The sequence below is a fragment of the Pseudomonas ceruminis genome (genome assembly GCF_021602025.1).
In the GTDB taxonomy this organism is placed as follows: Bacteria; Pseudomonadota; Gammaproteobacteria; order Pseudomonadales; family Pseudomonadaceae; genus Aquipseudomonas; species Aquipseudomonas ceruminis.
The window spans coordinates 16,165-28,895 of sequence record NZ_BQHW01000033.1; the positions used below are offsets into that span (position 1 = coordinate 16,165).

Sequence of the window (12,731 nt, forward strand, 5' to 3'; positions counted from 1 at the left end):
CTATTTCCTAAATTGGGGTGGGCAAAAGGTCAGATATCCAGCACTTCCATCTCCCGCAGCACGTGGGCCACGGCATCGACGGCGGCCTGCATGCCGTCTGGCCCGACTACGCCGATGCAGCCGACGCGGAAGGTCTCGACCTGGGTCAACTTGCCTGGGTAAAGGATGAAGCCCTTGGCCTTGACCCGTTCATAGAAGTCCTTGAACTGGTAGCGGGCGTCATTTGGGGCGTGGAAGGTGACGATGATAGGGGCCTGGATTTCGGCCGGCAGGAAACTGCGCAGGCCGATGGCGGCCATGCCATCGAGCAGGGTCTTGCAGTTGTCGGCATAGCGCTGATGCCGTGCCGGCAGGCCGCCTTCCTCGTTGTACTGCTGCAACGCTTCGTGCAGGGCTGCGACCACGTGGGTGGGCGGCGTGAACCGCCACTGGCCGGTCTTGGCCATGTAGGCATGCTGGTCATGCAGGTCCATGGCCAGTGAGTGGGCATTGCCCTCGGCACCCGCCAAGGCGGTTTTTTCGGCAAAGACGAAGCCCATGCCGGGCACGCCTTCAAGGCACTTGCCGGACGCGGCGATCAATGCGTCGAAGGGAATCTGGCGAGCGTCGATCGGCAGTGCGCCAAACGAGCTCATGGCATCGATGATCAGGCGCTTGCCGTGGCGTTTGATCACCTGGGCGATATCGGGCAACGGGTTGAGGATGCCGGTGCTCGTTTCGCAGTGGATCAGCGCCACGTGGGTCACCGCAGGGTCGCCGGCCAGCAGGCGATCAACGTCGGCGGCGGTGGTGGGCTGGTCTTCGGCGGTTTCGAAGGTGCTGTAGTTGCGCCCCAGTACCTTGCAGATTTTGGCCAGGCGTTGGCCATACGCGCCGTTGATCAGTACCAGCACCTTGCCGTCGCGCGGTACCAGGGTGCCGATGGCAGCCTCGACGGCGAAGGTGCCGCTGCCTTGCAGGGGCACGCAATGGTGGCTGGCGCTACCGTCGATGATCGCCAGTAATTGCTCGCAGACGCTGGCGGTCAATTGGTTGAAGTCGCGGTCCCACGAACCCCAGTCCACCAGCATGGCTTGGCGGGTGCGGAGTGACGTGGTCAGGGGGCCGGGGGTAAGCAGGATCGGGGCGTTGCTCATTCCGTGGTTCCTCACAAGCTGCGGGTGGTCAGCCAAAAAATCTGGCGCTGAAACTACGGGTGCTAGGTTGCAATTGACCTGCTCATCAATCAAATTGCTTGTTGTTATGCCAGGTATAAGTCAGGCCGATAGAAATGAACCTATTCCAGCTACGTGCCTTCGATGCCGTCGCCCGTGAAGGCAGTTTCACTCGAGCCGCCGCGCGGCTGTTCATCAGCCAGCCGGCGGTGACCGGGCACGTCAAGGCGCTGGAGGAGCGCTACCAGATCACGCTGTTGCGCCGTACAGCCCGGCGGGTCGAGCTGACCGAGGAAGGAATTCGGCTGGCAGCCATTACCCGCGCCATGTTCGGCCTGGCCGAAGAAGCCCAGGCCATGCTCGAGGCCAATCGGCAATTGCTCACCGGGCGGCTGGAGGTGGCGGCCGACGGGCCGCACCGGGTCATGCCCATGTTGGCGCAACTGCGTGCGCGCTTCCCGGGCATTACGGTCAACCTGCGCTTGGGCAACGCTCAGGAAACCTTGGCGGCATTGCTTTCGGAGCATGCCGATGTGGCGGTATTGACCGAAGTGGAGCCGCGCAAGGGCTTGTACTTGCAAAGCCTGGGCGACTCGCGGATGTGTGCCTTGTTGCCGCTGGGCCACCCTTGGGCGCTTGCCAGCGGAGAGTTGGCGCTGGTCGACCTGCACAAACAGATCATGGTGCTGCGCGAACCCAGCTCGATCACCCGCCGAACCTTCGACCAGGCCTGTACGCAGGCCAACGTCCAGCCCCGGGTACTGCTGGAACTGGACAGTCGCGAAGCTGTGACCGAAGCGGTGGCCGCCGAGTTGGGTATCGGCATCGTCTCGTCGATGGAGGTGTCCCACGATCCACGTGTGGTGGCGCGGCCCATCGCCGGTGTCGGGCTGGTGAACCGGCACATGATCGGCTGCCTGGAGCGGCGTCGGGAACTGCGCCTGATTCAGGCATTCATGGGCTTGACGCAGGCATGAGCGCCCCCTGGCATACTTCAGGTGTCGGCCATCGAGGGCCGGGACCGCGCAACCTGCTGGATGGCCGATGAGCGAGAAAGACACGATTTCCATGCAACTGGTGCGCGAGGCCCTGTTGCAAACCTGCCCGGCGGGGCAACCCGACGTCGGCGTGCTATTGCGCGCAGGGATCGACCCCGCGCAACTCACCCTGGCGCAGGCGCGGGTTTCAGCCGATGCATACGCTCGGCTCTGGCGGCTGCTGGCCCGGCGCTGCAACGATGAATTCTTCGCCATGGACCGCCGCGGGTTGCCCATGGGGAGCCTGGCGTTTCTGACCCGGGCCGCCATGGCCCAGCCGACCCTCGGTGCGGGGCTGGAGATCGCGCTGGGTTTCCTTTCGTTGATGCTCGATGACCTGCAGCCCAGCCTGGTGCGCCAACAGAGCCTGGCCGAGATTGTGGTCAACGAGCCCCGTGAGCAACCGCGCCGCGCGTTCACCTATTTCACCTTCTGGATGATCGTCCACGGTGTGGCCTGCTGGCTGGCCGGGCGGCGCATTCCGATTCTGGCCATCGACTTGCGCTGCGACGAGCCACCGTTCTGCGACGATTACCGGGTCATGTTCTCAGAAAACCTGCAATTTGGCCGGCCGCGTACGCGCATGATCATCGCCGCCGACTGCCTGGAGCTGCCGCTCAAGCGGACTGCTCAGGAGCTGCAGCGGTTTCTTGCCGAAGCCCCCGGCAACATCCTGGTCAAATACCGCGACCCCGCCAGCCTGGCCAGGCGCATCCGTAGTGAGCTGCTTGCACTGGACCCGGTCGATTGGCCAGATGCCGACAGCCTGGCGCGCGGCTTGTGCCTGTCCGGCGCTACCCTGCGTCGGCGCCTGGCGGACGAGGGGCAGACATACCAGCGCCTGAAAGACAGCGCGCGCCGTGAACTGGCAATTGCCTGGTTGGCCCAGGCGGAGCCAGCGTTGGGCGAGCTCGCCGAGCGTTTGGGGTTTGCTGACAGCAGTTCGTTCTACAAGGCTTTTCGCAAATGGTTCGGTTGCAACCCTGGCCACTACCGCGCCTTGATTCAGGCAGGCAATACCGGTGAGTGAGCTGGGCTGCCCTGACAACTGAAGCCTTTCCAACTGCTTGCGATGCCTGCGAGGTAGAAGCATGTAGCTCCTTCAACCCTTGCTGGAGCCGCCATGAACCTGGCCACCCCCACCTCCCAAACACGCTCCGTGGACGACAGGCTATCGAGCGCCACGGACGAATTCGTCAAGGCCCAGCTGCCTGACTGGCTCAAGCGCGCTTCCCGGGGCCAGATCAGGAAACTGCGCGATACGTTCAAAGCCCATCAACACAGCCAGGCCCGGCTGCGAAGCGCAACCAGCGACTTGCTGCCTTTGCAACGGTTCGCCCAGCAGCAGTTTCAGCACTTGCTGCAGGACGATCTACCTGCACAGACGGATATCGCTGACCTGCGCTGGATGACCGTCACGCCTGAAATTCCTTCGTTGGAAGGTTCGCAGCCCTTTCGCTATGCACCCTCCTACAGCTACGCGCCTGGGCTGATGCGGCTGATGCAGGGGTTTGAGGCGGGTACCCGCTTTTTCCAGGGAAGCGGCCTTGGGCGTGCGGGTAGCCACGACGTGCTGGTCGCCGGTGATGCGAGGCTCATAGAGCGTTGCCGCCAACTGGACGCCGGCACGCTATACCAGGAACAACTTGAGCAGGTTTACCACGAGCAGAACCTGGCGCTTGTCGCCCACGATAAGCGAGCCGGTTTTCTACTCGCCCTGGAAATCGCCGTGCTCAAGGGACAGATCAGCGGTTTGCAGCAAGTGGCGCTGCGCGAGGTGGCCACTTTCATCCCCAATACCATCGGGCAGCCTATGCCCCACAGCGTCAGTACGCTGCAAATACTGGGGCAGCAGTTGTGTGATGCACTGCTGATCGAGCTGCGAGCCCCCAACGGCGCTGTCGAGAGCGTACTGCTTTATGTGCCCAGCGACCCAGCACAGGCTCTGCAGCGTTTCAACTCGTTGGCCGAGCTGCATGACGCCCTTGTCACGCAATTGAAAACGCCTGGTTTTCGCCAGTGCGTGGCCCGGCAAGTGGGCCTGATGCATCGGCCGGCCTTCCTGAGGACCCTCGACAACCGCCTGAAGGATCCGCAGCCAGACCTGCAGATAGAGCGAGGCGCCATTGTCGAAGATTGTTTTTTCGCCGTTGCCAGGCTTCAGGTGCAGCAGGTGAAGGACGATGCGCGCTTGCTATTGGTACCCACTGCCGAGATCGATGAGGCCGCGGCCAGGCAGCGGCTGCTGTTGTGGGAGGCATCGGCAATGGGGCTGATCAACCTCGCTGGGCTCTTTTTGCCTGTGGTAGGCGCGCTGCTGCTCGGGCAGTTGGTGGTGCAGATGGTCTCTGAAGTCTATGAGGGCGCCATGGACTGGCAGGAGGGGCATCAGCACGAGGCGCTGGAGCATCTGCTCAGCGTGGCCGAAACCCTCGCGGTGGCCACTGCCACCGTGGCGGCGGTGGCGATCGTGCGCAGTGCGTTCATCAATGCGCTTGAGCCGATCGCGCTGGATACTCAGCGCAAGCGGCTGTGGGCCAACGACTTGAAGCCTTACGAAACAAGTCCTGGCGATGCCCGCCTGCAAGCGGATGGCCTGTATGGCGCAGGGCCGCGGCGCTGGTTGCGCATCCAGAGCCGCTACTACGAAGTGCATCGCCCCACGCCTGAAGACGGTTGGCGCCTACGCCACCCTTCACGGGCCGGCGCATACGGGCCGAGGGTGCTGCATAACGGCGAACGCGGATGGCGCTTGATGGGGGAGCGGCCTCTGGAGTGGCAGGACAGCGCCCGGATGCTTGATTGCCTGTGGCCGCAGCATCCTCCTGTCGATGCCCTGCAAGCGCAGCAGATACTCAGCATTGCCGGCATCGATCAGGATGAATTGCGCGGCATTCTGGTGGAAAACCGTCCTGCACCCATCACGCTGGCCGACACCTTGCGCCGCTTTGAGGCACACGCACGCATTGAGGCATTCATCGGCCACCTGAGCGAAGGAACGCTTGCCCACACTGAGGGCGATCTGCTTGCCTGGTGCAGCGCGCAGCCTGAAGTGGCCGGGCCGTCGGCGGGCTTGCGCCAGCGGCTGATCGGGCAGATGCCGTCGATACGTTGGCGGGCGCTGGAGCATTTTGCTTACGGACCGCGCGCCAGCGGTCCTGTGGCAGCAGTGATTGCACGTGATTTCCCCGGGTTACCCAAAAGCTATATTGCGCAAGTGCTCGATGGCCTGAGCCCAACGGCGCTGAACATTGCCCGGGCGCAGCAACGCGTGCCGCTGGCGCTGGCGAACAAGGCCCGGTCGCTGCTGCGGGCCGCGCGGCTTACGCGGGCTGTCGAAGGTTTCTACCTGGACGGTGTGAGCTGCAGCGAAACCGACGAACTGGCGTTTGCCCTGTTGCCCAACCTGCCGGGGTGGCCCGCAGAGCTTGCGCTGGAGGTGCGCGAAGCAGCCTCGGATGGACGTGTGGTGGCGGTGTTGGGCCCAGAAGAGCCGCAGGCGGGGCGCTTGCAGTTGGTGCGCATCGACAGGCACTTCCATCTGTACGATGGGCAAGGCCGCGCATTGTCGGTAGCAGGTCCCGCACCGTTGAATGTTTTCGAAGCGGTGGTGGCGGCCCTGTCTCCTGCCCAACTGCACACCTTGGGTATCGAGCAGGGCGATGCGGCCGGGCAATTGCGCCGGATGCTTGCAGAGCGGCTACCCGCCGGTAACCAGGGCAAGGTAGTGCTGCTCGGTTGGCCCGTGCAGGCGCCTTGGTTCAACCCCGGCCAGCGGATGGCCAATGGCCGGGTAGGGTACGCGCTCAGTGGGCGCGGGGAAGGCCTGCCCACTTCTCGGCAGACCCTGCTCGATGGCTTGCGCGCGCTCTTTCCTGGTTTGGGTGACAATCAGCTGAACGAAGAGCTCGAGGGGTTGATGGGCGGCGATGAAACGCCCTTTGCTGCGCTGGCAAGGTTGCAGGATGACCACGAACAATTGAACCGTGCGTTGAACCGTTGGGTATTGGCAGAGCTGGGTGATGCGCGGCGTGTCAATCGCCAGCGTCTGGCAGATAGCCTGCTGCGCGCCTGGCGTGGGCAGGGCGAGTTTATTCCGGCGGCCGACGGCCAGCCTGCTGGCCTGCGAATGACACTGGGTTTCGCGCAGCTGGCCAGCTTGCCTGAGCTGCCTGGGCACGTGACGTTCAGGTATGTGAGAACGTTGGTCATAAACGACACCGCGATCACCCATGTGCCCACTGACTTTTTGCACTGCTTCGTCAACGTGCGTACCCTGAACCTCAACGGCAACCGCCTGTTGAGTATCCCGATCGGGCTCGCCTATATGCAGGAGCTGCGTACGGTGCGCCTGGCGCGCAATCTCATCCGCTTGAATCCGTTGACCATCGAAGTGCTTAGCGCGCTTCCTCGGCTGTCTCGCCTGGATTTGAGCTACAACCCCATTGGCGCGGTGTTCTTGAGATTCCATCGGCTCCAGCAACTGGAGCATCTGAGCCTGCGCCATTGCCGGCTGAACACATGGCCGCAGTACATCGAATTATGCCCGCGTCTGCAGGTGGCTGACCTGCGTGACAACGTGCTCAGCCAAATCGCACCCGAGACCTTGCAGATGCCACGATCATTCCGTCAGGCGTTCCTGGTGGATCATAACCGGTTGAGCGCTGTGCAGGTCATGGCGCTTCACGCGCTTGAGGGTATTCCCGAGGTAGCAGAACTGGCGGTCGAGCCGCAGCACATACGTCAGGTGTGGCTGGGTGCTTGTGCCGCAGAGGTACGCTTTGAGCGCGGCCTGACGTGGGATGCCGTGGCGGCGCAAAACGACAGCGACGCTTTTATCCAGCTGCTGGGGCAGCTTGAGCATGTCGCTGACTATGAGAACGCGCGTGATCACCTGGCCGAGCAGGTGTGGGCATTGCTCCACGACATGCAGATCTATCCATCGCTATGCAGCGAAATGTTCGAGTGGGCCGCTGAACAGCCCCAGGCCCAGAACCGGGTCGTGGATGTATTCAGCCGCATGCAACTGCGCCTGCTGCAGGCGCAGGCTGAGCGCAATGCCACCCAGCTTGATCAGGTGTCTGCGCATATCCGGTTGGGGTTTGCTTTGTACCGCCTCGATTATGTGGCATTGCTTGCGCGTCAGACGGCTGTGCAACTGAATGAGGAGCGAGAGGTTGCGCGTCGGGCTGCTGGGGACGAGGCAGAGGTCGCTGAAGTTGACGTTCGGGATATCGACCTGTTGTACCGCGTACGGCTGCGCGAGGCGCTGAGCCTGCCAGGCCAGCCCCGCACCCTGCGAGGTATTGAAGCGCTGGGGGTGGATGATGCGTTGATAGGTGATGTCAGGCAACGCATCGAGCAGGTAGGCGGTATTGAAGACTTTGCCGAGGACCTGAGCCAGCGCAGTTTCTGGCAGCGTTACCTGGGCAACCGCTACGCCAGCGTTTTTCAGGCGATGGAGCATGCCTATCGTGAACGTATCGCAAGGTTCCATGCCGAAAACCCTGACGCTACCCCGCAAATGCGCGCTCAGGTATTGGATGAGTACGAGGTCGAGCACCACAGGGCAGTGAATCAGCATCGGGTTGCGCTTACCCGGTACGAGCTGAGGTCCGATGCCGCACGCCGGGGCTGACACGTACGGCCAAACCGCTCATCTCGATTGAGCGGTTTGGCCATTGCCGAGCAGCGTGCAGGGGGACAACATCGTTCAGAACAAGGCTGTACTCCAACAATAAGAAACCAGGAGTCTGACGATGCGCGATTACGCCCAGGCCGCAGGTGCGTTCGACCATGCCCAGGCAGCTGCCGCAGCGCTGCAGGGCACTCTTGCTGAGCTCAATGCCTGTGTCGAATGCTGCGACCGCCATTGTGGCAGCGACAAGCTCGCGTTGCGGTACGAAGACCGTGACGGCAATAGCCAGCATTTCACGTTCGATGAACTGCGCGCCTCGTCTGCACGCTTTGCCAATGTCCTTAAAGCCCAAGGGGTAGGCGCTGGCGATCGGGTCGCAGGGTTGCTTCCACGTACCCCCGAATTGCTGGTGACCATCCTTGCCACCTGGCGGCTGGGCGCAGTGTATCAGCCGCTGTTCACTGCCTTTGGCCCCAAGGCCATCGAGCACCGCCTCGAGCAGTCACATGCACGGGTAGTGGTCACCGATAGCCTCAACCGCGCCAAGCTGGACGAGGTAACCGATTGCCCAACCATCATCGGCGTGCAGGCGCGCGCGGGTGAGCTGGATTTTCATCAGTGCCTGGCGGCGGCTGCCGAGGCATGCGAACCGGTCATGCTTAGCGGCAACGACCCGTTTCTGCTGATGTTCACCTCTGGCACTACCGGCCCGGCCAAACCTCTGGAAGTGCCGTTGCGCGCCATCGTCGCCTTCCAAGGTTACATGCGCGATGCCATTGACCTGCGTCCAGAGGACAACTTCTGGAACCTGGCCGACCCGGGCTGGGCCTACGGCCTTTACTACGCTGTCACCGGCCCATTGTCGCTCGGGTGCGCCACTACCTTCTACGATGGCCCCTTCAGCGTCCAGAGCTGTGCCCAGGTCATCAACAAGCTGGCCATCACCAACCTGGCAGGCTCGCCCACGGCTTACCGGTTACTGATTGCCGCAGGCAACGCGTTCTCCACGCCGATCAAGGGCCAGCTGCGGGTAGTCAGCAGCGCCGGTGAGCCGCTCAACCCAGAGGTGATCCGCTGGTTCGCCGAGCAGCTGGGAGTGACCATTCACGACCATTATGGCCAGACCGAGCTGGGCATGGTGCTGTGCAACCACCACGGCCTTGCCCACCCGGTCCATTTGGGCTCGGCCGGGTTTGCCATTCCTGGCCACCGCATCGTCGTGCTGGATGAACAGGGTGAGGAGTTGCCAGCGGGGCAGCCTGGGATCCTGGCGGTAGACCGGGAACAGTCACCGTTGTGCTGGTTCGGTGGTTATCACGGCGTGCCCACCAAGTCTTTCGTGGGCAAGTACTACCTCAGTGGCGACACCGTGGAGCTCAATGCCGATGGCAGTATCAGTTTTGTCGGGCGCAGCGATGATGTGATCACCACCTCCGGTTATCGGGTTGGCCCCTTCGACGTGGAAAGCGCATTGATCGAGCACCCTGCGGTGGTCGAAGCGGCGGTGATCGGTAAGCCCGACCCCGAGCGTACTGAGCTGATCAAGGCCTTTGTGGTATTGGCCGGCGGATACCACGGTGGCGCCGACCTGGAAGAAACCCTGCGTCAGCATGTGCGCCAACGCCTGTACGCCCATGCTTATCCCCGTGAAATCGAATTCGTCAGCGAATTGCCCAAGACCCCGAGCGGCAAGCTGCAACGTTTCATCCTGCGCAACCAGGAAATTGCCCTACAACAAGCGCAACAGGCCACCCGCGCCAGCGCCTGAAAGGAAAGACACCATGCAGATCATCAACAAGCACTTCATCGTTAGCGGCGCAGCCTCCGGGCTCGGCGCGGCCACTGCACAAATGCTGATAGACGCTGGCGCCAAGGTAATGCTGGTCGACCTCAATGCCCCTGCCGTCGAGGCCAAGGCTCGGGCGCTGGGTGACAACGCCCGGTTCGCCATCGCCGACATCAGCGACGAGCACGCCGCACAGTCTGCGATTGACGCTGCAGTCAGTGCGTTTGGCAGCCTTCACGGCCTGGTCAACTGCGCCGGTATCGTCGGCGCCGAGAAGGTACTGGGCAAACAGGGCCCCCATGGCCTGGCCAGCTTCGCCAAGGTCATCAACGTCAACCTGATCGGCAGCTTCAACCTGCTCCGCCTGGCGGCGGTGGCAATGGCCGAGGGGCAGGCGGACGAGGGGGGCGAGCGCGGTGTGATCATCAACACTGCTTCCATTGCCGCCTATGACGGGCAGATTGGCCAGGCCGCCTATGCAGCCTCCAAGGGCGCCATTGCCAGCCTGACACTGCCCGTCGCGCGCGAGTTGGCTCGCTTCGGGATCCGTGTCATGACCATCGCCCCGGGTATTTTCGAGACGCCGATGATGGCGGGCATGACCCAGGAGGTGCGCGATTCACTGGCAGCGGGGGTACCGTTCCCACCGCGTCTGGGCCGTCCTGACGAGTACGCGGCACTGGCCCGCCACATCATCGAGAACAGCATGCTCAACGGCGAGGTGATCCGCCTCGACGGCGCACTGCGCATGGCTGCCAAGTAAGGAGATACGCACATGAGCCTCGCCAACGACCCGATTGTCATCGTCAGCGCCGTGCGCACGCCCATGGGCGGCTTGCAGGGCGACCTTAAGAGCCTCACCGCTGCGCAGCTGGGGGCCGCGGCGATCCGCGCCGCCGTCGAACGTGCAGGCATCCAGGCCGCCAGTGTCGAGCAGGTGCTGTTCGGCTGCGTGCTGCCAGCAGGCCAGGGCCAAGCCCCTGCGCGCCAGGCGGCGTTGGGTGCCGGCCTGGACAAGCACACCACCTGCACGACCCTGAACAAGATGTGTGGTTCGGGCATGCAGGCGGCGATCATGGCCCATGACCTGCTGTTGGCAGGTACTGCCGATGTGGTGGTGGCCGGTGGCATGGAGAGCATGACCAACGCCCCCTACCTGCTGGAAAAGGCCCGCGGCGGCTACCGCATGGGCCATGGCAGGATCATCGACCATATGTTCATGGATGGCCTTGAGGACGCCTACGACAAGGGGCGCCTGATGGGCACCTTCGCCGAGGACTGCGCCCAGGCGGGGGCGTTCAGCCGTGAAGCCCAGGACCAGTTTGCCATCGCCTCGCTGACTCGCGCCCAGGACGCGATCAGAAGCGGCCGTTTCAGCGCCGAGATCGTTCCCGTGGAAGTCACCGAGGGCAAGGAAAAACGCCTGGTCAAGGACGATGAACAGCCACCCAAGGCGCGGCCGGACAAGATCCCACAGCTCAAACCGGCGTTCCGTGAGGGCGGTACCGTTACGGCAGCCAACTCCAGTTCGATTTCTGACGGCGCTGCGGCGCTGGTGCTCATGCGCCGTTGCGAAGCCGATAAACGTGGCCTCAAGCCGCTTGCAGTGATCCATGGGCACGCTGCCTTCGCCGATGCCCCGGCACTGTTCCCCACGGCGCCGATTGGTGCCATCGACAAACTGATGAATCGCACTGGGTGGAACCTGGGCGAGGTCGACCTGTTCGAGATCAACGAAGCCTTTGCCGTGGTCACCCTGGCGGCCATGAAGCACCTCGATCTGCCCCACGACAAGGTCAATATCCACGGGGGTGCCTGCGCCCTGGGACATCCGATCGGCGCTTCGGGCGCCCGTATCCTGGTGACCCTGCTGTCGGCATTGCGTCAGAACAACTTGCGCCGTGGCGTGGCAGCCATCTGCATCGGCGGTGGCGAGGCCACGGCCATGGCCGTCGAATGCCTGTATTGAGGTGAACCATGCTGGTAACTGACGAGCAACAACAAATTGCCGACGCCGTCCGTGAGTTTGCCCAGGAGCGCCTCAGGCCCTTTGCCGAACAGTGGGACAAGGCGCATCGCTTCCCCCGCGAAGCCGTCGACGAAATGGCCGGCCTGGGCCTGTTCGGCATGCTGGTGCCGGAGCAGTACGGCGGCAGCGACACAGGCTATGTCGCCTACGCCATGGCCCTGGAAGAAATCGCCGCGGGCGACGGGGCCTGCTCGACCATCATGAGCGTGCACAACTCGGTGGGCTGTGTACCGATCCTGAAATTTGGCACTGAGCAGCAGAAGCAGGAGTTTCTTGTTCCGCTCGCCAGCGGGTCGATGTTGGGGGCGTTCGCCCTGACCGAACCGCAGGCCGGTTCTGATGCCAGCAGCCTGAAGACCCGCGCGCGCCTGGAAGGCGACCATTACGTGCTCAACGGTAGCAAGCAGTTCATCACCTCCGGGCAGAACGCGGGTGTGGTGATCGTATTCGCCGTGACCGACCCGGATGCCGGCAAGCGAGGCATCACGGCATTCCTCGTGCCCACGGACACGCCGGGTTATCAGGTGGCCAGGGTGGAAGACAAGCTCGGCCAGCATGCTTCGGACACCTGCCAGATCGTCTTCGACAACGTGCGCGTGCCTGTCGCCAACCGCCTGGGCGAAGAAGGGCAGGGCTACAAGATCGCCTTGGCCAACCTTGAAGGTGGGCGTATCGGCATTGCCTCGCAGGCAGTCGGCATGGCCCGTGCGGCATTTGAGGTGGCCCGTGATTATGCCAACGAGCGGCAGAGCTTCGGCAAGCCTTTGATCGAACACCAGGCGGTGGCCTTTCGCCTGGCCGACATGGCCACACGCATTGCCGTGGCCCGGCAGATGGTGCTGCATGCCGCCGCGCTGCGTGACGCCGAGCGCCCCGCGCTGGTAGAAGCGTCGATGGCCAAGCTGTTTGCCTCGGAAATGGCCGAAAAGGTCTGTTCGGATGCCTTGCAGACCCTGGGGGGATATGGCTATCTGAGTGACTTCCCGCTGGAGCGGATCTACCGCGACGTTCGGGTCTGCCAGATCTACGAAGGCACCAGCGATATTCAGCGCATGGTTATTGCGCGCAATCTTTGAAGGAGCAGCCT

Annotated in this window: 8 protein-coding genes; 7 read left to right on the plus strand and 1 reads right to left on the minus strand. The window is 63.1% G+C overall.

Annotated elements, in window-relative coordinates:
* Positions 1 to 29: 29 nt before the first annotated feature.
* Positions 30 to 1,136: a 2-aminoethylphosphonate--pyruvate transaminase gene (locus L6D80_RS26395; RefSeq protein ID WP_054899877.1), complete on the minus strand. Its 1,107-nt coding sequence runs from the start codon at positions 1,134 to 1,136 to the stop codon at positions 30 to 32.
* 134 nt (positions 1,137 to 1,270) lie between these two features.
* Between L6D80_RS26395 and L6D80_RS26400 the strand changes: the two genes are divergently transcribed.
* The 7 genes from L6D80_RS26400 (at position 1,271) to L6D80_RS26430 (ending at position 12,720) form a co-directional block, all read left to right on the plus strand.
* A complete protein-coding gene (locus L6D80_RS26400; RefSeq protein WP_054899876.1) occupies positions 1,271 to 2,131 on the plus strand; it encodes a LysR substrate-binding domain-containing protein in 861 nt (286 codons plus the stop codon).
* 67 nt (positions 2,132 to 2,198) lie between these two features.
* Positions 2,199 to 3,221, plus strand: a complete 1,023-nt coding sequence (locus L6D80_RS26405; RefSeq protein ID WP_054899875.1) for an AraC family transcriptional regulator — start codon at positions 2,199 to 2,201, stop codon at positions 3,219 to 3,221.
* Between the two features lie 93 nt (positions 3,222 to 3,314).
* Positions 3,315 to 7,829 (plus strand): NEL-type E3 ubiquitin ligase domain-containing protein, encoded by a 4,515-nt coding sequence (locus L6D80_RS26410; RefSeq protein WP_176515351.1) that lies wholly within the window; start codon positions 3,315 to 3,317, stop codon positions 7,827 to 7,829.
* A gap of 121 nt (positions 7,830 to 7,950) precedes the next feature.
* Complete coding sequence (locus L6D80_RS26415) at positions 7,951 to 9,597, plus strand: AMP-binding protein (protein WP_176515349.1); 1,647 nt, start codon at positions 7,951 to 7,953, stop codon at positions 9,595 to 9,597.
* A 13-nt stretch (positions 9,598 to 9,610) separates the two neighbouring features.
* Entirely contained in the window at positions 9,611 to 10,378 is a 768-nt protein-coding gene (locus tag L6D80_RS26420) for a 3-hydroxyacyl-CoA dehydrogenase (protein WP_054899872.1), read from the plus strand.
* A gap of 12 nt (positions 10,379 to 10,390) precedes the next feature.
* Entirely contained in the window at positions 10,391 to 11,584 is a 1,194-nt protein-coding gene (locus L6D80_RS26425) for an acetyl-CoA C-acyltransferase (protein ID WP_176515347.1), read from the plus strand.
* 8 nt (positions 11,585 to 11,592) lie between these two features.
* Positions 11,593 to 12,720: an acyl-CoA dehydrogenase gene (locus L6D80_RS26430; RefSeq protein WP_054899870.1), complete on the plus strand. Its 1,128-nt coding sequence runs from the start codon at positions 11,593 to 11,595 to the stop codon at positions 12,718 to 12,720.
* Positions 12,721 to 12,731: the final 11 nt, after the last annotated feature.